This window comes from Hoeflea sp. 108, assembly GCF_000372965.1.
GTDB lineage: Bacteria > Pseudomonadota > Alphaproteobacteria > Rhizobiales > Rhizobiaceae > Aminobacter.
In genome coordinates this window covers 3,888,218-3,913,011 of the sequence record NZ_KB890024.1, presented here as the reverse complement: position 1 = coordinate 3,913,011, position 24,794 = coordinate 3,888,218, and the positions used below count along the sequence as shown (strand labels likewise).

General features: G+C 63.4%; 22 protein-coding genes. 16 read left to right on the top strand and 6 right to left on the bottom strand.

The window, feature by feature from the left end; genetic code table 11:
* Positions 1-8 precede the first annotated feature (8 nt).
* The gene (locus B015_RS0119390) at positions 9-242 is read left to right on the top strand and encodes a hypothetical protein (RefSeq protein WP_245262214.1); all 234 of its coding nucleotides are present in this window, start codon (positions 9-11) and stop codon (positions 240-242) included.
* Between the two features lie 80 nt (positions 243-322).
* Here the strand turns inward: B015_RS0119390 and B015_RS0119385 are convergent, their stop codons facing one another.
* The 6 genes from B015_RS0119385 to B015_RS0119360 all read right to left on the bottom strand — a co-directional run bounded on the left by B015_RS0119385 (position 323) and on the right by B015_RS0119360 (position 7,440).
* The gene (locus tag B015_RS0119385) at positions 323-580 is read right to left on the bottom strand and encodes a hypothetical protein (RefSeq protein ID WP_018429399.1); all 258 of its coding nucleotides are present in this window, start codon (positions 578-580) and stop codon (positions 323-325) included.
* A 124-nt stretch (positions 581-704) separates the two neighbouring features.
* On the bottom strand, positions 705-1,355 hold the full coding sequence (locus tag B015_RS0119380) for a TetR/AcrR family transcriptional regulator (protein WP_018429398.1): 651 nt from the start codon (positions 1,353-1,355) through the stop codon (positions 705-707).
* A gap of 108 nt (positions 1,356-1,463) precedes the next feature.
* Positions 1,464-1,949, bottom strand: a complete 486-nt coding sequence (locus tag B015_RS0119375) for a MaoC family dehydratase (protein WP_018429397.1) — start codon at positions 1,947-1,949, stop codon at positions 1,464-1,466.
* A 142-nt stretch (positions 1,950-2,091) separates the two neighbouring features.
* Positions 2,092-5,220 (bottom strand): efflux RND transporter permease subunit, encoded by a 3,129-nt coding sequence (locus B015_RS0119370; protein ID WP_018429396.1) that lies wholly within the window; start codon positions 5,218-5,220, stop codon positions 2,092-2,094.
* 14 nt (positions 5,221-5,234) lie between these two features.
* Positions 5,235-6,398: an efflux RND transporter periplasmic adaptor subunit gene (locus B015_RS0119365; RefSeq protein ID WP_018429395.1), complete on the bottom strand. Its 1,164-nt coding sequence runs from the start codon at positions 6,396-6,398 to the stop codon at positions 5,235-5,237.
* 214 nt (positions 6,399-6,612) lie between these two features.
* The gene (locus tag B015_RS0119360; protein ID WP_026227491.1) at positions 6,613-7,440 is read right to left on the bottom strand and encodes a MurR/RpiR family transcriptional regulator; all 828 of its coding nucleotides are present in this window, start codon (positions 7,438-7,440) and stop codon (positions 6,613-6,615) included.
* A gap of 184 nt (positions 7,441-7,624) precedes the next feature.
* Between B015_RS0119360 and B015_RS31235 the strand changes: the two genes are divergently transcribed.
* The 15 genes from B015_RS31235 (at position 7,625) to B015_RS0119285 (ending at position 24,776) form a co-directional block, all read left to right on the top strand.
* Positions 7,625-8,446, top strand: coding sequence for an N-formylglutamate amidohydrolase (locus tag B015_RS31235; RefSeq protein ID WP_018429393.1), 822 nt, complete (start codon positions 7,625-7,627; stop codon positions 8,444-8,446).
* An 18-nt stretch (positions 8,447-8,464) separates the two neighbouring features.
* Entirely contained in the window at positions 8,465-10,024 is a 1,560-nt protein-coding gene (locus B015_RS0119350) for an amino acid permease (protein ID WP_020565945.1), read from the top strand.
* A gap of 118 nt (positions 10,025-10,142) precedes the next feature.
* Entirely contained in the window at positions 10,143-11,513 is a 1,371-nt protein-coding gene (locus B015_RS0119345; RefSeq protein WP_018429389.1) for a glutamine synthetase family protein, read from the top strand.
* 171 nt (positions 11,514-11,684) lie between these two features.
* Positions 11,685-13,073 carry an aldehyde dehydrogenase family protein gene (locus B015_RS0119340; protein WP_018429388.1) on the top strand — a complete coding sequence of 463 codons (1,389 nt, stop codon included), beginning with the start codon at positions 11,685-11,687 and terminating at the stop codon, positions 13,071-13,073.
* Between the two features lie 3 nt (positions 13,074-13,076).
* On the top strand, positions 13,077-13,553 hold the full coding sequence (locus tag B015_RS0119335) for a DUF2569 domain-containing protein (protein ID WP_081623504.1): 477 nt from the start codon (positions 13,077-13,079) through the stop codon (positions 13,551-13,553).
* Positions 13,554-13,587: 34 nt separating this feature from the next.
* The gene (locus tag B015_RS0119330) at positions 13,588-14,760 is read left to right on the top strand and encodes an iron-containing alcohol dehydrogenase (RefSeq protein WP_018429386.1); all 1,173 of its coding nucleotides are present in this window, start codon (positions 13,588-13,590) and stop codon (positions 14,758-14,760) included.
* Between the two features lie 240 nt (positions 14,761-15,000).
* The gene (locus B015_RS0119325) at positions 15,001-16,107 is read left to right on the top strand and encodes an ABC transporter substrate-binding protein (RefSeq protein WP_018429385.1); all 1,107 of its coding nucleotides are present in this window, start codon (positions 15,001-15,003) and stop codon (positions 16,105-16,107) included.
* Positions 16,108-16,267: 160 nt separating this feature from the next.
* On the top strand, positions 16,268-17,182 hold the full coding sequence (locus B015_RS0119320) for an ABC transporter permease subunit (RefSeq protein WP_018429384.1): 915 nt from the start codon (positions 16,268-16,270) through the stop codon (positions 17,180-17,182).
* On the top strand, positions 17,179-17,970 hold the full coding sequence (locus tag B015_RS0119315) for an ABC transporter permease (RefSeq protein ID WP_018429383.1): 792 nt from the start codon (positions 17,179-17,181) through the stop codon (positions 17,968-17,970). Before B015_RS0119320 ends, B015_RS0119315 begins: the two co-directional genes overlap by 4 nt.
* Before the next feature lie 19 nt (positions 17,971-17,989).
* Positions 17,990-19,054: an ABC transporter ATP-binding protein gene (locus tag B015_RS0119310; RefSeq protein WP_018429382.1), complete on the top strand. Its 1,065-nt coding sequence runs from the start codon at positions 17,990-17,992 to the stop codon at positions 19,052-19,054.
* Between the two features lie 461 nt (positions 19,055-19,515).
* The gene (locus B015_RS0119305) at positions 19,516-20,427 is read left to right on the top strand and encodes a LysR substrate-binding domain-containing protein (protein ID WP_018429381.1); all 912 of its coding nucleotides are present in this window, start codon (positions 19,516-19,518) and stop codon (positions 20,425-20,427) included.
* 213 nt (positions 20,428-20,640) lie between these two features.
* A complete protein-coding gene (locus B015_RS0119300; RefSeq protein ID WP_018429380.1) occupies positions 20,641-21,798 on the top strand; it encodes an ABC transporter substrate-binding protein in 1,158 nt (385 codons plus the stop codon).
* A gap of 209 nt (positions 21,799-22,007) precedes the next feature.
* Entirely contained in the window at positions 22,008-23,006 is a 999-nt protein-coding gene (locus tag B015_RS0119295) for an ABC transporter ATP-binding protein (protein ID WP_018429379.1), read from the top strand.
* Positions 23,003-23,971, top strand: coding sequence for an ABC transporter permease (locus B015_RS0119290; protein ID WP_018429378.1), 969 nt, complete (start codon positions 23,003-23,005; stop codon positions 23,969-23,971). The genes B015_RS0119295 and B015_RS0119290 overlap by 4 nt, the downstream gene beginning before the upstream one ends.
* Positions 23,961-24,776, top strand: a complete 816-nt coding sequence (locus B015_RS0119285; RefSeq protein ID WP_018429377.1) for an ABC transporter permease — start codon at positions 23,961-23,963, stop codon at positions 24,774-24,776. Before B015_RS0119290 ends, B015_RS0119285 begins: the two co-directional genes overlap by 11 nt.
* Positions 24,777-24,794: the final 18 nt, after the last annotated feature.

The following is a 24,794-nucleotide window of genomic DNA, read 5'->3' as shown; positions in this document are numbered from 1 at the left end:
ACAGAGCCATGCCATCAATGCCAATGCAGGGGCCCGGCCGGATGCGGCCGAAACGCGAAAGACGCGCGCGCCGCAGCGACCAACGGCCTAAGGACCAGCATGTCCTGCAGGAAGAACTCGACGAGGGCCTTGAGGACAGCTTCCCCGCCAGCGACCCCGTGTCGGTGACCTCGACGACCATTTCCGGCGCGCCGGTGGCAACCGGAGCTGCAAAGAACGGGGGCCGGAAGAGCAGCTTGTGACGTCGACCGGTCGAACAATACGTCCGAAAGCACAAAAGCCGCCCTTGTGGGGCGGCTTTTGCGTCAACGTCTCGGGAGGATCAGTTGAAGCTCGGCACAATCCATGGATTGATGTCGATGCCGAGGCGCGGTTCGGTGCGGCCGGTGGCGCCGGTCGTGACCGGCCCGTCATGACGATCGCGGGTGATCGAACCTGTGGTGCCGCAATCGAGCTTCTGCTTGGTCATGGTTTGACTGCAAACAGCATGTGCGTGCGGCTTGGCGATGTGGGTGTCCTTGGCCATGGCAAAGCCGCTCGTCGCGGCAAGCGCCGCGAGCGCCAGAATAGTCCGTCGCATTGTCATCTCCGTAAATTTTTGCCGTACATGTACGGAACAACTTACAGATACGGCCGCACCTTGCGCATTGCAAGGGGTCTAGCCGTACATGTACGAAATTATTCTGACTGCACTGACTGCACTGCTACCCAGAGCACTTGCTGGGTTCGTCCGTGAGCGGCGGCGTCTCGGTTGTGGCCAGTCCGGCCAAAGCGAGGTCGCCCATCCGCATCACGTAAGCCTTCGGATCTCCGAAGGGGTAGAAGGGGAAAGTGATCAGCAGAGACACTGCACCATGGGCGATCGTCCAAAGTGCGGTGGTGATGGCGCGAGCGTCGCCCTTCAGCTTGCCGGCTGCAACGCAGGCCTCGACATGCTCGATGATGACCTGGAAGGCGGGGTTCTCCCGTTCCATCTGGTCGAAGGTCTCTTCGGGCGGGTGCCGCAGCTTCTCGGTCATGAACACGGTGCGGTATTCGTTCGGATTGCCGAGGGCGAACTCCGCATATCCGCTGAGCGCTGCCTTCAGCGCCTCGATGGGGTCTTCGGGCTGGTTCTGGCGCATCCGCTGCGCCAGCTCGGCAAAGGCGTTTTCGGCCAGCGCCATCAGAATTTCGTGCTTGTCGGCAAAGTAGGAGTACACGGACATCGGTGCGTAGCCGACGCGGGTGGCGAGCTTGCGGATGGTCAGGCCGTCATAGCCTTCCTCCCGCACCAGCGCGTGCGCCGCCGCAACCAGCTCGGCCCTCAGTTCGGCTTTCTGGATTTCGCGTCGCTGTGCTGCACTGCTGGACAAGGATACGCCCTACAACTTTCCTCGATCTGAGCGAGCGACTCTATACGCAGCCCCAAGATGCGGCAAGGCGAGGGTCGTAGCCCATCGGGGCTATGATCAATAGTCAGGTCAGGCTGTTTCGCGCTTGGGCTCGACGAAGGTCATGGTCAGCCAGCGAGCGGTCAGCGCCGGCTTCTTCTGATCCTCGATCTCGATCGTCACGTCATGGGTCGCCTGGATCCAGCCGGAGGGACGGACCTTGAGGCTGGCCAGCACGAAGCGGGTGCGGATGCGCGAACCGGTCTTCACGGGGGCGACGAACTTCAGCTCCTCGAAGCCCTGGTTGATGCCCATGCTGCCGCCTTCGACCGGCGGCAGCGTGTCGAAGGTCATGGGCGACAGCAGCGACAGCGTCAGGAAGCCATGGGCGATGGTGCCGCCGAAGGGCGTCTCGGCGGCGGCGCGTTCCGGGTCGCAATGGATGAACTGGTGGTCGTCGGTGGCGTCCGCAAACTGGTCGATCATGGTCTGGGTGACCGTCCGCCACGGCGACACGCCGATCTCTTTGCCGACGCTGGCCTGAAGTTCGTCGACAGTGATCGATTTCAGGCTCATGTCGTCCCGTCCTGCATAAGAAAAAGTCATGCCCCATACCAAGTTCGAGGACTGATACAGAATCAGATCGCAGATGTCATCGTCTGCGGCGGCAATTCCGTCGCAGACTGGCCATCCGGCCCCGAAATCCTAGAACTTAAAACTATTCGGCAGGTTCCACGCCGGTATAGGCGGCTTCCTCCAACTCGCGCTTGAGCCTGGCCTCTTCCGCCACCTTGGGGGTGATGAAGCGACCGAGCAGCAGATAGGCCACCGGGGTCAGGAACAGGGTGGAGAGCGTGGCGAGGCCGAGGCCGCCGACGATCACCCAGCCCAGCGCGATACGGGCCTCGGCTCCGGCGCCCTGCGCCAGAACCAGCGGCACGCCGCCGAGCACCGTACAGATCATGGTCATCATCACAGGCCGCAGGCGGATGGTCGCGGCTTCCTCGATCGCCTGGCGCACGCCCATGCCGCGGTCGCGCAGTTGGTTGGCGAATTCGACGACAAGGATGCCGTTCTTGGCCATGACGCCGACAAGCAGCACCAGGCCGATCTGGCTGTAGGCGTTCAGCGAGGTGCCCGTCAGGATCAGCGCGAAGACGGCGCAGGCGAGGCCCAGCGGCACTGTCGCCATGATGATGACGGCCGAGACGAAGCTCTCGAACTGGGCGGCGAGCACCAGAAGGATGATGACGATGGCGAAGCCGAAGATGGTCAGCATGCTGCCGCTGGTTTCATTCAGCGTTGCGGCTTCGGCAAGCGGCAAGAGCCTGCTGCCGGCGGGCAGCACGGGGCCTGCGATTTCCTGCACGCGCTTCAGCGCGTCGCCGAGGGCGAAGTCGTCAGACAGCCCCGAGGTGATGGCGACCGAGCGCTGTTGCTGCTCGCGCGACAGCGACGGCGGCACGGCGCGCTCGGACAGGGTGGCGATGGTCGACACCGGCACGAAGCGGCCGTCGGCCGCCTTGACGAAGATGTTCTCGAGGTCGGTCGAATCGTTGATCGGGTTGGTGGTCGATACAAGCTTCACGTCGTAGGAGCGGTCCTCGATGAAGACGCTTGATATCTTGCGGCCGTCGAGCATTGCCTGAAGGGCAGGGGACAGGCCCTTGATGTCGATGCCGAGGTCGGAGGCGCGTTCGCGGTCGACGGTGACAAAGAGTTGCGGCTGCGTCGCCTCGGTAGACAGGCGTGGCTGGCGGAAGCGCGGGTCCTTCTCCATTTCGGCCAGCACCTTGGCGGCGGCGTCGCCGAGTTCGGCATAGCTGTTGCCGACCAGGGCGAATTGCAGGCCGTTGCCGGCGCCCCGGATGCCAAGGCTGTTGGCCTGGGCAAGCGACGTGCGCACGCCGGGCACCTGGGCGGTGCGGGCGGTGATGTCGGCGGCGATCTGCTGCTGGGTGCGGGTGCGCTGGTCCCAGGGCGCCAGCGACAGCACCATGAAGCCGCTGTTCTTGCTGTTGCCCATGCCGCCGCTGACGAAGGTGCTTTCGATCTCGCCGGATTTGCGCAGCGGTTCGATCAGCGTTTCGATGCGGCGCATCTGCGAAGTCGTGTAGTCGAGGCTGACGCCCTGTGGCGCCGAAATGCGCAGCATCACCATCGAACGGTCTTCGGTCGGTGTCAGTTCCTGGCGCACATTGCCAAAGGCGATGTAGGCGGCGCCGGCAAACAGCACCGACACCAGGATGACGATGATGGGCGCGTTGAGGCAGGCGAGCAGGCAGCTTTTGTAGATGGCGGCCAGTTTGCCGCCAAGCTTGCCGAGAATGCCGGAATGGCCGTGCTCGATGCTCTTTTCGGTCAGCATGCGCGAAGCGAGCATCGGGCACAGCGACAGTGCCACGACGGAGGACAAGAGCACGGAAATCGCCAGCACGAAGCCGAACTCGCGGAACAGGCCGCCGGTCTGGCCGGGCAGGAAGGAGATCGGGATGAACACGGCAGCGAGCGTCGCGGTCGTCGCAACGACGGCGAAGAACACCTCCTGCGTGCCGAGCACGGCCGCCGCACGCGGCCCCATGCCCTCGTTGCGCCGGCGCACGATGTTTTCAAGCACAACGATGGCGTCGTCGACGACAAGGCCCGTTGCAAGCACCATCGCCAGAAGCGTGAGGATGTTGACCGAGAAGCCGGCGAGATAGATGCCGGCAATGGTGCCGATCATCGCCACCGGCATGGCGAAGCCGGGAATCAGCGTGGCGCGCCAGTCCTGCAGGAACGCGTAGATGACGAGCAGCACGATGGTCACCGACAGGACCAGCGCGATCTCGACCTCGTGGATGGCACCCTGCACGAAGGTGGCGTCGTCGGAGGTGACGCGGATGCTCATGCCCTCGGGCAGCGTCTGCTGGATCTTTTCGGCCGCCGCGCGCACGCCCTTGGAGATGTCGAGCGTGCTCGACTGGGCCTGGCGGACGATGCCGATGCCGATGCCGGTCTTGCCGTCGGAGCGCAGCGAGGTCGAGCCTGGATCGCCGCCCAGCGTCACCTTGGCGACGTCGCCGAGCTTGGTCTTGCCGTTGATGATGATTGCCTCGAAGGCCTCAGGCGTCTGTACGGCGGCGCTCGCCCGGACGATGATGTCCTGGCTGCCGACGGTGAGCGAGCCGGCCGGCGCGTCGAAGGAGACGCTCGCCAGTGCGTTGGAGAGGTCGGCCAGCGTCAGGCCAAGGCTCGCGACCTTTGCCTGGTCGATGTCGACGCGGAAGATCTTGGCGCGGTCGCCATAGGTCTGGACGTCGGCGACGCCGTCGACCGAAGCGAGCACGTCGACGATCTGGTCCTCGACCAGGATGGTCATGTCCTCGACCGGCATGGTGTCGGAGGTGACGGCAAGACGCATCACCGCATCGGCATTGGCGTCGGCCTTGACGATGCGCGGGGCGTCCGCGTCGTCGGGCAGGGAGTTGGTGACGCGGCCGACCGCATCGCGCATGTCGGAGGCGGCGACATTGAGGTCGACGCCGTCGTTGAACTCCACAGTCACCCGGCTGCTGCCGTAGGACGAGGCGGATGAGATCGACTTCACGCCGGTGACGCGCGCCACCGCACCCTCGACCACTGCCGTCACCTCGCGGTCGACGATTTCGGCGGCAGCGTCGGAGTAGGTGGTCGAGACGGTGATGACAGGACGGTCGACGTCAGGCAGTTCGCGCACCTCGACGCCGAAGAAGGCGGCGAGGCCGGCAACCACGATCAGTGTGTTGATGACGAAGGCAAGCACGGGCCGGCGCACGAAGAGTGCGGTGATGCCCTTCTCGGCATTATCGGTGTGGTTCACGGACATTTGCGGCCCCTCGTTCAGGAGCCGCTGCGCTGGGCGCCTTCGCTGCCGGCAACGAGCAGCGCGGCGCCTTCACGCACGGCATGGATGCCTTCGGTGACGACCTGGTCGCCACTGTTCAATGCGGCGTCGACCAGCACGGTGTCGGTGTTGCGCTGGATGATGCGGACGGGCACGCGCTTGGCCTTGCCGTCGTTGAGCGCCCAGACGAAGGCGCCATCGCCGCCCCACTGGATCGCCAGCGGGTCGACGGATGGGAAGGTGTCGCCGGGGAACCGCATCGACACCTGGAACGACATGCCCGCGCGCAGTGCGTCGCCGTCATTGTCGATCCTGGCCTGGATGTGCAGGGTGCGGCTCTGCTCCTCCAGCCTGTTGTCGACGGCGCTGACCACGCCCTCGAAAACCTGGCCCGGCCGTGCCACGGAGTTGGCGGAGACCGGCTGGTCGGCTGCGATCAGTCCGGTAAAACGCTCCGGCACCCAGAAGTCGACGATGATGCGCGAACGGTCGTCGATGGTGGCGATGGTCGTCTGGCTGGTGACGTAGTTGCCGGCCTCGACCGGCAGGATTCCGACGATGCCGGAAATGGGAGCCGTGATGGCGCGGCGGTCGAGCGCTAGCGAGGCGTCGCGCACGGCAAGCTTTGCAGTATCCAACGCCAGTTCGGCCTCGCGCTGCTGCACCGTCGTTGCCGTGTTGGTGGCCCTGAGTGCCTTGATGCGCTCCAGTGCCGCCTCGGCGTCGCCCTGGTTGATGCGGGCGCGTTCGAGCGCGATCTCTTCGGAATCGGAGTCGAGCCTGGCGATGACGGCGCCAGCCTCGATCTTGTCGCCGGCCTTGACCGCGATCTCGGTCAGGCGGCCCGACGCATAGGGGTTGATGACGACCGAGTTGAGGGCGCGTCCGGTGCCGATGGCCGACAGCTGGTCGTTGATGGTGCCCGATGAAACGGGCCGGGTGACGACAGGCGTCTGGGCAGCACCATTACGCCCGCCCTGGCGGTTGCCGCCGGCACCGTTGCCGGACTGCGTCTGTTCGGACTTGCCCGTGGAGGCCTGGGCCCAGTCGATGCCCCAGCGCGCCAGCACATCGCGCGAGCTCGGCACGAACATCACCCAGCCTGCCGCGGCGGCGAGCAGAATGACAATTGCCGAGACAAATTGCTTCCAGGCGGCCATTCGCACTCCAGTCTTGCTAAAATCGCACTGTCCGGAACCAGTCCGGACGAACGCCGCGACAAGCGGCGTGTCCCACATCATCTCGCGACATCTTGCGCGAACCCGTCAGGGCTGCGCAGGGCATCGCATTATAGCCTAATTCGATGATGGAGGCTTATGGCAATTCGCCCGCTGCCGCACATTAAATCTGCGTAATCTTTGCAGGATCGGCCGTTCAGCGCAGATCCTCGATCTCCCGGATGCGGCGTGCGCCCTCGGCTTCGAGCTTGCGGGTCAACGTGCCGATCAGCGTCTCGACGGTGACGAACAGCGCCGACGAAGAGTCCCATGCCGAGGGCACCGCGGTGCGGCCGGCGATGACATGGCGGGCGAAGCGCGCGATCGGTGACAGCCACTGGTCGGTGAACAGCACTATGGTGGTGCCGCGCTGATGTGCCTTCTCTGCGAAACGGATCAGGCTATCCTGGTAGCGCCTGATGTCGAAGATCAGCAGCGTGTCGCGCTTGTTCATGTCGATCAGCCGGTCGCGCCACAGGCTTTCCTGGCCGACAAGATGGGTCACGTTCGGCCGGATCAGATTGAGATGGGCGGCCATGTAGCGCGCCAGCGGATCGGTGAAGCGGCCGCCGATCAAATAGATGTGCGAGCGCTGGTTGGCGAGCTGGGCGACGACATCGGCCATTTGCCGCTCGGAGATGTGGCGGAAGGTCTCGCGGATGTTTTCGAGCACGGCCTCCAGCATCGGCGCGCTGGATGCGGGCAGGGGAGAAAGTGGCGTGGTCGTGCGTGATGCCGGCGACTGCAGCTGTGCTGCCAGCTCGTCCTGCAGGGCGGACTGGAACTCGGCATAGTTCTGGAAGCCGAGACGGGCAACGAAGCGCAGGATGGTCGGCGAGGACACGCCCGCCTGCTGCGAGAACTCCGCCACCGTCTTGAGGCCGACCACGGGGTAGCTGGCGATCAGCGTCTGCGCGGCGCGGCGCTCGCCGGCCGGCATGGAATCAATCTTCTCGGTGATCAGTTCTGCAACGCTTGAAACCACCATTCATCCCCCGCTTCGGTACTGCACCGCCGCGCTCTTTTCTGGCCCTTCTGTGGCCCAGCGCTTAGTCCGGTGCATGCCTTCAAATGGCATTTGACAAACTCTGATTATGTGTATGAAATCATCCACAGGGGCGCAATGAACAAAAATACGTAACATACGATACGGCCCCGGGGATGAATGAATGGGAACGGGCCAGGCTGCTGTGCATGCCATCTCCAATGCTGTCCGCGTGACCAACAGGGCTGGTCGCAGCCCTTACGTCATCCTTTGCGATCACGCGTCGAACCACCTGCCGGCCGACTTCGGCACGCTCGGCCTCGCCGCCTCCGACATGGTCCGGCACATCGCCTGGGATCCGGGCGCGTTGCCTGTCGCCGAGCGTCTCGCCGAAGGGCTCGACGCGACGCTGATCGAATCGCGCGTGTCGCGGCTCGCCATCGACTGCAATCGCCCTCTGGCCGCACATGACCTGATCCCCGAGATCAGCGAGACGACAGCCATTCCCGGCAATGCAGGGCTGACGGCTGCCGAGCGCGAGGCGCGCATCGCGCTGTCGTGGCGGCCGTTCCATAACGCCATCGACGAGGTCGTGGCCGAGCGCCTGCGCGACGGGCGCGAGACACGGCTGGTCTCGGTCCATTCCTTTACGCCGGTCTACAAGGGGGTCTCGCGACCCTGGCACATCGGCATCATCCATGACGAGGACGGCAGGCTGGCATCGCCGCTTGTGGGTGCGCTCCATGCCCTCGAGGGCGTGACGGTGGGCGTCAACGAGCCCTATTCGCCTGAAGACCGCGTCTACTTCACCCTGGAACATCACGGCAGGTCGCGCGGGCTGCCGTGTGCGATGATCGAAATCCGCAATGACGAAATCTCGGCGCAGACCGGGCAGCGGAAATGGGCGGATCTGCTCACGGGCATCTTTGCCGAGCTCGAACCGGAGGCGGGTGAAGCAGCCCCATTCCGGCCGAGCGCCGGCCGCGCGTCTCAATCGATGGCATAACAATAAGGGGACACTCACATGGCATCACCTGGTTATTCCGAACATGACAAGAGCGAGGACGTCAAAGTCCTCCACAGCATGGGCTACGCCCAGGAACTCGAAAGGAGAATGAGCCAGTTCTCCAACTTCGCGGTTTCGTTCTCCATCATCTGTATTCTGTCGGGCGGCATCAATTCGCTCGCCCAGGCGACTTCGGGCGCCGGCGGCGCTGCCATCGGCATCGGCTGGCCGCTCGGTTGCTTCGTGTCGCTGGTCTTCGCCGTCGCAATGGCGCAGATCAGCTCGGCCTATCCGACGGCCGGCGGCCTCTATCACTGGGGTTCGATCCTCGGCAACCGCTTCACCGGCTGGCTGACCGCCTGGTTCAACCTGCTCGGCCTCGTCACCGTGCTCGGCGCCATCAATGTCGGCACCTACTACTTCTTCATGGGTGCCTTCGGCTCCAGCTATTTCGGTCTCGAAGACACCACCACCACCCGCATCATCTTCCTGGCCGTGATCACCGGGGCGCAGGCGCTGGTGAACCACATGGGTATCGGCCTCACCGCCAAGCTCACCGACTTCTCCGGCTATCTGATCTTCGCAACTGCCATCGCCTTGGCCATCGTCTGCCTGGCTGCGGCGGATACCTATGAGTTCAGCCGTCTCTTCACCTTCGCCAACTATTCGGGCGAGGCGGGTGGCAATGTCTGGCCGGCGAACTCGTCGATGTGGGTGTTCCTGCTCGGCCTTTTGCTGCCGATCTACACTATCACCGGCTACGACGCCTCGGCGCATACTTCCGAAGAAACGCTGAAGGCGGCGCATTCGGTGCCCCGCGCAATGATCGGTTCGGTGCTGTGGTCGGCCCTGTTCGGCTACATCATGCTGTGCGCCTTCGTGCTGATGCTGCCGAGCATGGACGAAGCTGCCAAGCAGGGCTGGAACGTGTTCTTCTGGGCCATGACCGAAAGGGTCAACCCGGTGGTCAAGGACCTGCTCTTTCTTGCGATCCTGATTGCCCAGTGGCTGTGCGGCCTGGCGACGGTGACGTCGACCTCGCGCATGATCTTCGCCTTTTCGCGTGACGGCGGCCTGCCGGGCTCCAAGGCGCTGGCCAAAGTCAGCCCGACCTACCGCACGCCTGTCGCGGCGATCTGGACTGGCTCGATCCTTGCCGTGCTGTTCGTCTGGGGTTCGTCGCTGGTCTCCATCGGCGACACGCCTGTCTACACCATCGTCGTGGCCTGCACGGTCATCTTCCTGTTCTTCTCCTTCACCATCCCGATCGCCCTCGGCCTGTTCGCCTGGGGTACGTCGAAGTGGGACAAGATGGGGCCGTTCGATCTCGGCGCCGGCGTCTTCAAGCTGTTTGCCATCCTGTCGATCATCGCCATGGTGCTGATCTTCGTGATCGGCATCCAGCCGCCGAACGACTGGGCGCTCTACATCACCGTCGGCTTCCTGGTGCTGACCGCCATCATCTGGTTCGGCTTCGAAGCCCGTCGCTTCCAGGGCCCGCCCATCGGCGACGAGGTGGCCAAGCGGGCCGCCGATATCGCTGCGGCCGAGCGTGCCGTCGGCGAAAGCAGTCACTGACCTCTGATCGAAAATGGCCGTGGCCGGCCTCGTGCCGGCCACTGCTTTTCCCAAACCTCTCAAAATCAATCTTCATCGATCCTCAAACAGAAGTGGCATCGCCCCGGAGCGGAAAGAAATGGCTGGAAATCTCTCATTCGATCAGTTGAAAAAGGCGGTTGCAGACGGCGAGATCGATACGGTCCTCGCTTGCGCCGTCGACATGCAGGGTCGACTGGTCGGCAAGCGATTCCTGGCCAAATATTTCGTCGAATCCGCATATGACGAGACGCATGGCTGCAACTACCTGTTGGCCAACGACATCGATATGGAGCCCGTGCCCGGCTACAAGGCGGCCAGCTGGTCGAAGGGTTATGGCGACTTCGTCATGAAGCCCGACCTCGGTACGCTGCGCCACATTCCCTGGCTCGAAAAGACCGCACTTTGCCTGGTCGACGTGCTCGACCATCACACCCATGCCGACCTTCCGCATTCGCCGCGCGCGATCCTGAAGAAGCAGGTCAAGCGGCTGCAGGAACGCGGCTATCTCGCCTATTTCGCCTCGGAACTCGAATTCTACCTGTTCAGCGAGACCTATGATTCGGCGCGCGGAAAGCACTGGCAGAACCTCGACACCGCGTCGCCCTATATCGGCGACTACCTGATCGGCATCACCACCAAGGAAGAAGGCGTGATGCGCCGCCTGCGCAACGAGATGGAAGCCGCGGGCGTTCCGATCGAGAATTCCAAGGGTGAATGGGGCCCGGGCCAGGAAGAGATCAACGTCCGCTACGCCGAAGTGCTTGAAATGGCGGACCGCCATGTCATCCTGAAGAACGGCGCCAAGGAGATCGCGGCCAGCGAAGGCAAGTCGATCAGCTTCATGGCCAAATACAATTACGGCCTTGCCGGCAACTCCAGCCACATCCACAACTCGCTGTGGAGCGCCGACGGCAAGACGCCGCTGTTCTATGAAAAGGGCGCCGAGTGGACCCTGTCGAAGCTTGGCCAGCAATGGTCGGCCGGCCAACTCAAATACGCCAAGGAATTCACCTGGTTCCTGGCGCCCTACATCAATTCCTACAAGCGTTTTCAGTCGGGCACGTTTGCGCCGACCAAGATCATGTGGAGCGAGGACAACCGTACCGCCGGCTTCCGCCTGTGCGGCGAGGGCACCAAGGGCATCCGCATGGAGTGCCGCATCGGCGGCGCCGATCTCAACCCCTATCTCGCCTTCGCGGCGCTGATCGCGGCGGGCCTTGCCGGCATCGACGAGAAGCTCGAACTGGAAAAGCCGTTTGTCGGCGACGCCTATCAGGCGGCCAGCCTGCCCGAGATCCCCAAGACGCTGCGCGACGCTGCCGACACGCTCGAGAACTCCGTCATGCTCAGGGCGGCCTTCGGCGAGGATGTCGTCGATCACTATGTGCACACGGCGCGCTGGGAACAGTTCGAATATGACCGCCGCATCACCGACTGGGAATTGCACCGCGGCTTCGAACGCTACTAGGCCGCAGGGGAGGGGCTGCCTGCCCCATATCCGCCTGCCGGCGTCTTCTCCCCGCAGTGACGGGGAGAGGGAAGGACTGCCGCGATGCCGACGCCCCCTCGCTCCGTCTGCGGGGAGAGGGTAAGGGTGAAGGCAGCGCGGCGCGCCCAAGTTTAAAGGAAGGACAACAAAATGACCGAAACGGTCAAACTCAAATCCCCCGTCGATGGCTCGATCTATGTCGAGCGCCCTGTCGCCACCGATCAGGCGGTCAATGCGGCTGTCGAACGCGCCCGCACGGCGCAGGCCGACTGGGCCCGCGTGCCGGTCGCCGAGCGCGCCGCCTATATGCTCAAGATGCTCGAGGCCCTTGTCGGCATGAGCGACGAGATCGTGCCCGAACTGGCATGGCAGATGGGCCGGCCGACCCGCTATGGCGGCGAGTTCGGCGGCGTCAAGGAACGCACTCAATACATGGTCGAGATCGCCGAGCGCGCGCTCGCGCCGGTGCCTGCGTCCAATCCCAAGGACGGTTTCCGCCGCTATGTGAAGAAGGACCCGCTCGGCGTGGTCATGGTCATCGCGCCCTGGAACTATCCTTATCTCACCGCGGTCAACACCATCGTTCCGGCGCTGATCGCCGGCTCGACCGTCATCCTCAAGCATGCCGCGCAGACGCTGCTCGTCGGCGAGCGCTTCGCCAAGGCCTTTGAGGCCGCCGGCCTGCCGAAGTATGTGTTCCAGAACCTGGTGCTGAATCACGCCCAGACCGAGAAGCTGCTTGGCTCGGGCAAGATCGACCACGTCAACTTCACCGGCTCGGTTGCCGGCGGTCGCGCCATCGAGAAGGCGGCAGCAGGCACCTTCATGACGCTCGGCCTCGAACTCGGCGGCAAGGACCCGGCCTATGTGCTGTCGGACGCCAAGCTCGATCACGCCATCGTCAATCTCGTCGAGGGCGCGTTCTTCAATTCGGGCCAATGCTGCTGCGGCATCGAACGCGTCTACGTCCACGAAAAGGTCTACGACCAGTTCGTCGAGGGCTTCATCGCCGAAACCAAAAACTATGCGCTCGGCAATCCGCTGGAGCAGTCGACAACCATGGGCCCGATGGCCCAGGCGCGATTTGCCGACTTCATCCGCGAGCAGAAGGCGGAAGCCCTGCGCAAGGGTGCCGTCGCCCACATGAACACCAGGGATGTTCACGACAAGGAAGGCTCGCCCTACCTGCCGGCCGAGGTGCTGACCAATGTCGATCACCAGATGTCGGTGATGCGCGACGAGAGCTTCGGCCCCATCGTCGGCATCATGAAGGTGCGCAACGACGAGGAGGCGATCGCGCTGATGAACGACAGCCCCTACGGCCTCACCGCCTCGATCTGGACCGCCGACACCGAGCACGCCATCTCGATCGGCGACCGCGTCGAGACCGGCACCGTGTTCATGAACCGCTGCGACTATCTCGATCCTGCGCTGGTCTGGACCGGCGTCAAGGATACCGGCAAGGGCGCTGCCCTGTCGCAGATCGGCTACGACAATTTGACCCGGCCGAAGTCCTATCATCTGCGCGAGAAGGTCTGATCTGTGACTGAGACAACCGCCGAAGTCCGCGCTCCAGCCGGCCCCGTGGGCCTTGGCGGATGGCTTATCCTGCCTTTGCTCGGGCTCTTCGCATCGCCGTTGTTCGGCATGGCGCAGATGTCCGCCTATGCCAACATTGCAGAAGCCTGGCCTTACCTCACGGCGGGCCAGGCATCCTTTGTAGTCGCCGAGGTGGCGGTTAACGTCGTTCTCCTCTTTGTCGCTCCGGTCGTGTTGCTCGTCTTCGCCTTCAAGCGGCTGCAGATGTTTCCTGGCTGGTACATCATCTGGATTGCGATCAGTCCGTTGTTTCAGATCGGTGATGCGCTTGTCGCATACTCGATGTTCCCTGAAACATTAGCTGGCGCCGCTTTCGACAAAGAGACGATGCGCGCCATCGTGCGATCGATCATCGGCGCTGCGATATGGATTCCGTACATGATGCGTTCCGAACGCGTGGCCAACACTTTCGTCAACTGACGATTTCGAACCAACCTTCGAGAGACCAGAAAAAATGTCCAAACTCGTTTCCAAGTGGAACTACCCTACCACTGTCCGCTTCGGCGCCGGCCGCATTTCCGAGCTGCCCGAGGTGCTTGCGGCTACCGGCATCAAGAAGCCGCTGTTCGTCACCGATCCGGGCCTCGCCAAGCTGCCGGTCGTGGCTTCCACGCTGAAGGTCCTTGACGACGCCAAGGTGCCCTATGGCGTCTTTTCCGACGTCAAGCCGAACCCGGTCGAAGCGAACCTCACCGCGGGCATTGCGGTGTTCAAGAAGGGCAAGCATGACGGCGTCATCGCCTTTGGTGGCGGCTCGGCGCTCGACCTTGGCAAGCTGATCGCCTTCCAGTCTGGTCAGACGCTTCCCGTCTGGGACTTCGAGGACATCGGCGACTGGTGGACCCGTGCCAATTCCGACGCCATCGCGCCCATCATCGCCGTGCCGACCACTGCCGGTACCGGTTCCGAAGTCGGCCGCGCTGGTGTCATCACCAATGAAGAGACCCACACCAAGAAGGTCATCTTCCATCCCAAGCTTTTGCCGGCGATCGTCATTGCCGATCCCGAGCTGTCGGTCGGAATGCCGTCCTTCATTACCGCCGGTACCGGCATGGATGCCTTCGCCCACTGCCTCGAGGCCTATTGCGCGCCCGGCTACCATCCGATGGCCGACGGCATCGCCGTCGAGGGCATCCGCCTGGTGTTCGAGAACCTGCCCAAGGCCTTTGCCAACGGCAAGGATCTGACCGCCCGCGCCCACATGATGAGCGCTGCCGCCATGGGCGCGGCCGCCTTCCAGAAGGGGCTCGGCGCCATCCACTCGCTGTCGCATCCGATCGGCGCGCTCTACGACACCCATCACGGTATGACCAACGCCGTGTTCATGCCTTACGTGCTCGCCTTCAACCGCGACGCCATCGAGGAGAAGATCGTCCGCCTTTCGGCCTATTGCGGCATCAAGGGCGGCTTCGACGGTTTTGCCAAGGCGGTCATCAAGCTGCGCAAGGAACTGAAGGTGCCGCACGCGCTGCCGGGGCTGATCAAGGGCCTCGACATGGACAAGAAGCGCAAGACCCTGATCGCCGACATGGCGGTGGTCGATCCGACCGCCGGCGGCAACCCGGTCAAGCTCACCAAGAAGGCCGCCCTCGGCTTGCTTGAAAACGCCATCGAGGGGACGGTTTGAGACAAGTGTCGGCTAAGGAACTTCCATCTTATCAACGTCAATAAAAGGGGAGGGGAAGGGCTGGGGAGCCCCGAATTAATTAGCCGGAAAACAACGGCGACGATTGCGACAACCGATTAAAAGTAGTTAACTTTTTTCCACTGCGGGGTACGGCTTCACGTAACCTTCATGTGATTGTCACATGAAGCCGATACCGCATCGCAGACGTCTCAGGGCGTTTAGTTCAACGGAGAGGACAACATGTTCAAGCTTACGGGGAAAGTGCTTTCCCTCACCGCGGCGTCGCTGATGGTGACGACTGCGATCGTTTCCGCGCAGGATCTCGCTGCGCTCGAGGCCGCCGCCAAGGCGGAAGGCCAGCTCACCACCATCGCGCTGCCACATGACTGGTGCGGTTACGGCGCGGTCATCGATGGCTTCAAGAAGAAGTATCCCGAGATCACCGTCAACGAACTGAACCCCGACGCGGGCTCCAGCGACGAGATCGAGGCCATCAAGGCCAACAAGGACAACAAGGGCCCGCAGGCGCCTGACGTCATCGACGTCGGTCTCTCCTATGGTCCGCAGGCCAAGGCCGACGGCCTGATCCAGCCCTACAAGGTATCGACCTGGGATTCGATCCCGGATACCGCCAAGGACGCTGACGGCTTCTGGTATGGCGATTATTACGGCGTGCTGTCGTTCGAAGTGAACAAGGACCTCGTCAAGAACGCCCCGCAGGATTGGGCCGATCTGCTCAAGGACGAGTACAAGAACTCGGTCGCTCTCGCCGGCGATCCGCGCGCTTCCAACCAGGCCATCCAGGGCGTTTACGCTGCCGGCCTCGGCTCGGGTGCCACCGACGCTGCTTCGGCAGCCGAGAAGGGTCTCGCCTTCTTCAAGGAGTTGAACGCTAAGGGCAACTTCGTTCCTGTTATCGGCAAGTCGGCGACGCTGGCTCAGGGCCAGACCCCGATCCTGATCACCTGGGACTATAACGCGCTTGCCGGCCGCGACACCCTCAACGGCAACCCGCCGGTTGAAGTCGTCGTTCCGAAGTCTGGCGTCGTCGCCGGCGTCTACGTGCAGGCGATCAGCGCCTACGCACCGCATCCGAACGCTGCCAAGCTGTGGATGGAGTACCTCTATTCCGACGAAGGTCAGCTCGGCTGGCTGAAGGGCTACTGCCACCCGATCCGCTTCAACGATCTCGCCAAGAACGGCAAGATCCCGCAGGACATGCTCGACAAGCTGCCGCCGGCCGCTGCCTATGAAAAGGCCGTGTTCCCGACGCTTGACGACCAGGCCAAGGCCAAGGAAGCGATCACCAAGCAGTGGGATGCCGTCGTCGGCGCCAACGTCAAGTAATCGTATCTTCTGACAGCGGGCGGCCGCTTGCGGCCGCCCGTATTTTCTCCAGAGCGTCTCGGCCGCCATTGGCATTGCGAAAACGTTCTGACACCTTGTTTCGACGCAGTTCCGGGCGGAAAACCGCCTGTCGGTTGAATTGCTCCAGCGACGGCGCCCCATGACCCAGGCCAGTATGACCACCACGGCTGATGCCGCCCGCTCCGCTCCGCCGGATGCGCGCAGCGGATTCCGCTTGCCGACCCATTGGCTCGGCGTCGCGCCGTTCTTCATCTTCGCCCTGATGTTTCTGATCCTGCCGACGCTCTATCTTGTCATCGGCGCGTTCCAGAACGACCAGGGCCAGTACACGCTCGACAACATCCGCCAGCTGTTCCTCGACGCTTCGATCCGCGATGCCTACTGGGTGTCGATCAAGATCAGCTTCTGGTCGGCCACCATCGGCGCCTTCGTCGGCCTCGCCATGGCGATCGCCATCGTGCGTGGCGGCCTGCCGAGCTGGGTGCGTTCGTCGACCATGACGTTCTCGGGTGTCGCTTCCAATTTCGCCGGCGTGCCGTTGGCCTTCGCGTTCCTGGCGACGCTCGGCCGCCTCGGCCTGGTGACGGTGCTGTTGCGCGGCATCGGCATCGACATCTACGCCATGGGCTTCAACGTGCTGACGTCGTGGGGCCTGATCCTCGTCTACCTGTTTTTCCAGATTCCGCTGATGATCGTCATCATCACGCCGGCCATCGATGGCCTGAAGAAGGAATGGGGCGAGGCGGCCGCAACGCTTGGCGCCACCACATGGCAATACTGGCGCATGGTCGTCATTCCGGTGTTGTGGCCGAGCTTCCTCGGCACGGTCATCCTGCTGTTCGCCAATTCCTTCGGCGCCATTGCCACGGCCTATGCCTTTACCGGCTCGTCGCTCAACATAGTGCCGATCAAGCTTTATGCGCAGATCCGCGGCGACGTGCTGCACAACCCGCATCTCGGCTATGCACTTGCCTTCGGCATGATCGTGGTCACCGGCCTCGCCAACATCTTCTACATCTGGTTCCGTACCCGCTCGGAGAGGTGGCTCAAATGAAGACCTCTCGCTTCTGGGCCTGGCTCGTCTTTATCGTCGGCGCCGCCTATTTCTTCATTCCGCTGATCGCCACCTTCGAGTTCTCGCTGCGCATGCGCCGAGGCGTCTATTCCTTCGACGCCTATCGCGTCGTGCTCGGCGACAGCCGTTTCCAGGAAACATTCGCCTATTCGGTGACGGTGGCGGTGTTCACCATTCTGCTCGGCGTGTTCCTCGTCGTGCCGACCGCCTACTGGATCAGGCTGCGCATGCCGCACCTGAGGCCTATCGTCGAGTTCATCACGCTGCTGCCGCTGGTCATCCCGGCCATCGTCATCGTCTTCGGCTACATCAGGATGTACGGTTCCAACTCGCCTCTGCCGTTCCTCGGCTCGGCACGCGGCACCGATGCGTTGCTGGTCATAGGTTATGCGACGCTGGCGCTGCCCTACATGTACCGGGCCGTCGACACCGGACTGCGTACCATCGATGTGCGCACCCTGACCGAGGCGGCCCAGATCCTCGGCGCAGGCTGGGGCACGATCATCGCGCGTGTCATCCTGCCCAACGTGCTGATCGCCGTGTTGTCGGGGGCCTTCCTGACCTTCGCCATCGTCATCGGCGAGTTCACGCTTGCAAGCCTGCTCAACCGCCCGGCCTTCGGACCTTACCTGCAGAACATCGGCGCCAACCGCGCCTATGAGCCGGCGGCGCTCGCGGTCATCGCCTTTGCCATCACCTGGGGCTGCATGTCGGTGATCCAGATCCTCGCCCGTTTCGCGCCGAAGTCGGCAAACCGCCCGAACTGAACAAGAAGAGCAAAAGCCAATGGCCGATCCCTTTCTTTCCATCCAGAGCGTCAAGAAGTCCTTCGGCAACGTCGCCGTGGTCAAGGATTTCAATCTCGACGTCGGCGCCGGCGAGTTCGTCTCCTTCCTCGGACCGTCGGGCTGCGGCAAGACCACCATGCTGCGCATCGTCGCCGGCTTCGAGGAGCCAAGTGCGGGCAAGGTGCTGATCGGCGGCAAGGACGTCACCGGCCTCAAGCCCAACCAGCGCAACATCGGCATGGTGTTCCAGGCCTATGCGCTGTTCCCCAACCTGACGGTCGCGCAGAACATCGGCTTCGGCCTGAAGGTCGCCGGCGTGCCCAAGGCCGAGGCGCAGGCGCGCATCCAGGAGATGCTCAACATCATCAAGCTGCCCGATTTCGGCGACCGCTACCCTTACCAGCTGTCAGGCGGCCAGCAGCAGCGTATCGCCCTGGCGCGCGCACTCGCACCCAAGCCCAAGCTGCTCCTGCTCGACGAGCCGCTGTCGGCGCTCGACGCCAAGGTGCGCATCTCGCTGCGCGAGGAAATCCGCTCGATCCAGAAGAAGCTCGGCATCACCACCATCTTCGTCACCCACGACCAGGAAGAGGCGCTGTCGATGTCCGACCGCATCGTGGTCATGAACGAGGGTCGCGCCGACCAGACCGGCACGCCGTTCGAGATCTACAACCGTCCCTCGACCAAGTTCGTCGCCAATTTCGTCGGCACCCTCAACGTGCTCGAAGGCACCGTCTCCGATGCCGCGACCGGCAAGGTCCGGATCAACACCGAGGAAGTCGGGCTCCAGGGCAAACTCAACGGCTCCAAGTCGGGCGACACGCTGTCGCTCGCCCTGCGCCCCGAAGCAATCTCGCTCGGCCGTCGTCCCGGCACTGACACCAGCCTTACCGGCCAGATCGCCGACGTGCATTTCCTTGGCTCCGTCATCCGCGTCCGCGTTGGCGTCGGCCAGAACGTCGTCTCGCTCGACACTTTCAACAATTCCTCGACCCCGCCGCCCGTCGTCGGCGAAAAGACCGAGATCAGTTTCTCGTCCGGGGATGTGCTGGTGCTGCACTAAGCTGCGCCATCGGGCCGCCGCGCCCGGAACATCAGCTTTTGCGACAAGGCGGGGATTTCCCCGCCTTGTTTTGTTTGAGAGCAGGCGAGCGCGCCAATGCTGTCTCGGGCCAATCTTCGGCGTTGTGATCCTTCGTACCCCCCTCTGGTCTGCCAGCCATCTCCCTCACAAGGAGGGAGATCACGCCTTCATCCGCGCTTCGCGCAATTGCCCAGGTAGCCAGTCTTCTGGGCTTTTCAGTGCGACTCTCTGCGGCGTGTGGCAGGATGGGCGCATCCGGCGGCGCGACTAATCTCCCTCCTTGTGGGGGAGATGGCTGGCAGGCCAGAGGGGGGCGAAGGATCGCGAGGCCGAAGGAGGTTTGCTTCGTCCGCCTTCAGTCTTCTAACACTCGGGGAGAAGGATGGGACATCACCACCGCAGGCCTTTCCAAATCTCCCGCCGCCCTGTCTACTCCGGCCATGGCCTTCACGCTTCGCCAGCTTCAGTTCTTCGTTGCCGTTGCCGAGCAGGGCACGATCTCGCGTGCGGCGCAGAACCTGTCGATCTCGCAGTCGTCGGTGACCGAGGCGATCAAGGAACTGGAGGGAGATCTCGGCGTCGAGCTGTTCGAGCGCCATCCGCGTGGGCTCAACATCACCCACAAGGGCCACCAGTTCCTGCGCCACGCCACCAAGATCCTGGCCGACGTGTCGGACGCGCGCCGCACCTTCTTCGGCGGACAGGCGGCGACGACGGGCCAGCTCAAGCTCGGCGTCACCTCGCTGGTCGCGGGCTATGTGCTGTCGGACCTGCTGGCCCGCTATCGCCGCGCCCATCCGGCGGTCGAGATTTCGGCCATCGAAGACAATGGCGACTATCTCGAGCACCTTTTGGTCGGCGGCAAGCTCGACGTCGCCGTCATGGTGACCTCCAATTTGCGCGACCGCATGGCGCTGCAATCGGAAATCCTCGAGGTCTCGGCCTATCGCCTGTGGCTGCCGCTCGGCCATCCACTGGCGTCGGCCGAGATCATCGGCGTCGGTGACATCGCCGGCGAGCCGCTGATCATGCTCTCCGTCGACGAGATCGAGGAGAACACCGGCAAGCTGCTTTCTGCCATCGGGGCCAAGCCGCATGTTGCCTTTCGCACCCGTTCGGTCGAGGCAGTGCGCTCGCTTGTGGCGACAGGGGCAGGGGTGGCGCTTTTGCCCGACCTTGTCTACCGGCCCTGGTCGCTGGAAGGCGACCGGATCGAATCCCGCGATGTCTCCGGCTCGCTGCCAGTGGTTCAGGTGGGCATGGTCTGGCGGCGAGGCTCGTCGCTTCCGGCCGCCGCGCGCGACTTCATCGGCGTCGCCCAAGGGCAAAGAACCCTGCGCCAGAAGCTCTGAGCGCACCGGCCCGAATACCGGGATCGATACTTTGCCTTAAGGCGCAAGAGCGCCCGTTGCTCATCCGAATGCACGCGCGTTGCTCTAGGTATCGGAAAAACCGATATCACCCTTCTATCGAATGAATTTGCGAAACCTGCTCATTCGCAGCACCTTTCATATCAGGGCAATACCGCCGATCGAGAGCGGCCCCCTGCAAATGGGAGAATCGACATGAAGTCATTTTTGAAATCCTGCACAGCCATCGCCTTGGCGTGCAGCTTTTCCGGACAGGCCGTCGCGCAGGAGCTGAAGGAAGTCGGCAAGGGCGAAGGCCAGGTCAACATCATCGCCTGGCCGGGCTACATCGAGCGCGGCGAGACCGACAAGAATTACGATTGGGTCAGCGACTTCGAAAAGCAGACGGGCTGCAAGGTCAACGTCAAGACGGCCGCGACATCGGACGAAATGGTGGCGTTGATGAACGAGGGCGGCTTCGACCTCGTCACCGCCTCGGGTGACGCCTCGCTGCGCCTGGTTGCCGGCAAGCGCGTCCAGCCGATCAACACAAGCCTGATCAAGAGCTGGTCGACCGTCGATGACCGTCTCAAGGATGCGCCGTGGTTCACGGTCGAGGGCAAGCACTACGGCGTGCCCTACCAGTGGGGCCCCAACGTGCTGATGTACAACACCAACGTCTTCAAGGAAGCGCCCAAGAGCTGGAACATCGTGTTCGAGCCGATGGACCTGCCAGACGGCAAGCCCAACAAGGGTCGCGTCCAGGCCTATGATGGGCCGATTCACATCGCTGATGCCGCCAACTACCTGATGGCGCACAAGCCGGACCTTGGCATCAAGGACCCCTACGAGCTCAACGAAGACCAGTACAAGGCAGCCCTCGACCTGCTGCGCGTCCAGCGCACACTGGCCGGCCGCTACTGGCACGACGCCATGATCCAGGTCGACGACTTCAAGAATGAAGGCGTTGTCGCCTCAGGCTCGTGGCCGTTCCAGGTCAACCTGCTCAAGTCGGAGAAGCAGCCGATCGCCTCGACCATTCCGGAAGAGGGCGCCACGGGCTGGGCCGACACGACGATGATGCATGTCGAGGCTGCCAATCCGAACTGCGCTTACATGTGGCTCGAGCATTCGCTGAACCCCAAGCTGCAGGGCGATCTCGCGTCCTGGTTCGGCTCGAACCCGGCAGTGCCGGCTGCCTGCAAGGGCAATGCGCTGCTCACCGACGAAGGCTGCAAGACCAACGGCTTCGAGGACTTTGCCAAGATCAAGTTCTGGAAGACGCCGGTGTCGAAATGCGCCACCCAGAACGACCAGTGCGTGCCCTACTACCGCTGGGTGTCGGACTATATCGGCGTGATCGGCGGCCGCTGAGGCCGGCAACGAAACGATGCCCCCCTCGCCAGGCCGCTTGCGGCCAACCCTCTCCCAGCGGGGAGAGGGGGCGGAGGGCACCAACCGACCTGAAACGACCGCCTGACGGCGGCATACAAGCATCGGCGGCCGTGGGGCGGCCGGATGCGCTGCCATGGCATGGGCACATCACCCTGCCGGCATGGCCCAGACTTCGGAAGCTAAAGACGATGACCCCAGCAGTCGCCTTTCAGAAAACCTCCCGCCACTTCGGCGCGGTGCACGCGGTCGATGCTGTCGACCTCGAGATCAAACCCGGCGAGTTCTTTGCCATGCTGGGGCCTTCGGGCTCGGGCAAGACCACCTGCCTCAGGCTGATCGCCGGTTTCGAGCAACCGACCTCGGGCAGCATCTCGATCTTCGGTGAACGCGCCGAGGGTGTGCCGCCCTACCGGCGCAACGTCAACACGGTGTTCCAGGACTACGCGCTGTTCCCGCATCTCAACGTGCTCGACAACGTCGCCTACGGGCTGATGGTCAAGGGCATCGGCAAGGACGAGCGCCACCGCGCTGCTGAAGACGCACTCAAGCTTGTGCAGCTGCCGGGCTATGGCAGCCGCAAGCCGGGGCAGCTGTCGGGCGGCCAGCGGCAGCGCGTGGCGCTGGCGCGCGCGCTGGTCAACAAGCCCAAGGTGCTGTTGCTCGACGAGCCGCTTGGCGCGCTCGACCTCAAGCTGCGCGAGAGCATGCAGGAAGAGCTCAAGGCCTTGCAGAAGGCGCTCGGCATCACCTTCGTCTTCGTCACCCACGACCAGGGCGAGGCGCTGTCGATGGCCGACCGGGTTGCCGTGTTCAACAATGGCCGCATCATGCAGGTCGGCGCACCCGAAGACATCTACCAGCGTCCGGCTTCGCGCTTCGTCGCCGATTTCGTCGGCTCGTCCAACGTGCTGCCGCCCGAATTCGTCCAGCGTTATGCCGGCCAGCATCGCTGGGGCAGCCTGAGGCCGGAACAGATCCGCGTCGGACGCGATGCGACGGGTGACGGCGTCGCTGCACGCATCGTCTCCCGCCATTATCTCGGTGCCGCAACCAAGCTTGCGCTCGACGCCGACGGCCTCAGACTTCATGCGACAGTGCCGTCGGGCACCGCTGTCCCCGAGGACGGCGCCCATGTCGTGCTGACCTTCAACCGCGACCAGCTCCATTTGATGGATGAGCAGGCATGAGCGTCCAGGCTGTTACCGGCTCGACGGGCGCGGCTGCGATCCTGCCCAAGCGCGGCGGCCTTGCCGGGTCGCTGTCGGACCTGTTGTGGCGCCGCCCGGCGCTGCTGCTTTTCCTGATGCTGGCGCCGCCGCTCCTATGGCTCGGTGTCATCTATATCGGTTCGCTACTGGCGCTTTTGGCACAGAGCTTCTTTTCGATCGACGAGTATTCGGGCCTGATCAGCCGCCAGTTCACACTCAAGACCTATGGCGATCTGTTCCAGGCGGCGAATGTCGACATCATCGTCCGCACCGTGACGATGGCCGCGGTCGTGACGCTGGCTTCTGCCATCGTCGCATTTCCCATCGCCTACTATGCGGCACGTTATGCCCGCGGCACGTGGAAAGCGCTGTTCTATCTCGCAGTCATGCTGCCCTTGTGGTCGAGCTACCTGGTCAAGATCTATGCGTGGAAGCTGATCCTGGCCAAGGAAGGCATCCTCACCTGGCTGTTCGCCAAGCTGCATCTCTCATGGCTGCTCGACAGCTGGCTGTCGCTGCCGGTCGTCGGCGGCAACTCCTTGTCGGTGTCGTTCACCGGTACTTTCATCGTCTTCGTCTATGTCTGGCTGCCGTTCATGATCCTGCCGATCCAGGCCGCACTGGAGCGCGTGCCGGGCAATCTGGTCGAGGCATCGTCCGATCTCGGCGCTTCGCCCGGGCAGACATTCCGCAACGTGCTGTTTCCGCTGGCGCTGCCCGGCATTGTCGCAGGCTCGATCTTCACCTTCTCGCTGACGCTCGGCGACTACATCATCCCGCAGATCATCGGTACATCGAGACTGTTCATCGGCCAGGCCGTCTATGCCCAGCAGGGAACTGCCGGCAACATCCCGCTCGCCGCGGCCTTCACCGTCGTGCCCATCGTCATCATGGGGTTTTATCTGTGGGGTGCCAAACGCATGGGAGCTTTCGATGCGCTCTGACCGTTCCCAATCGGCCCCGCGCGGACTGAAGATCGCGGCTGCCGCAGGGCTTGCCTTCCTGCATCTGCCGATCCTGCTGATCTTCGTCTATGCCTTTACGACCGAGGAGAAGAGCTACCAGTGGCCGCCGCCCGGTTTCACCACGCAGTGGTTTGCGGTGACGTGGGGCCGGCCGGATGTCTGGCAGGCGCTGGGACTGTCGGTGCAGGTCGCGGCGATCTCTACGGCAATTGCGCTCGTGCTCGGCACACTCTGCGCTGCCGCCGTCAGCCAGACCCGTTTCTTCGGCCGCGAGGCGATCTCGCTGTTGGTCATCCTGCCCATCGCGTTGCCCGGCATCATTACCGGCATCGCATTGCGCTCGGCGTTCAGCCTGGCGGAGATCCCGTTCTCATTCTGGACAATCGTGCTGGGACACGCGACCTTCTGCGTCGTGGTCGTCTACAACAATGCGGTGGCGCGGTTCCGCCGTACCTCGGGTTCGCTGCTCGAGGCGTCGATGGATCTCGGCGCCGACGGTTTCCAGACGTTCCGATATGTGATCCTGCCCAATATCGGCACGGCACTTCTCGCCGGCGGCATGCTCGCCTTTGCGCTGTCGTTCGACGAGGTCATCGTCACCACTTTCACTGCCGGGCAGCAGCAGACGCTGCCGATCTGGATGCTCGAGGAGTTGGTGCGCCCGCGCCAGCGCCCGGTCACCAATGTGGTTGCCATGGTCGTGGTTCTCGCGACCCTGCTGCCCATCCTTGCCGCCTATTACCTGACCCGCGAAGGCGACCAGATCGCCGGGGCGGGGAAATAAGATCGAAAGGGAGAAATC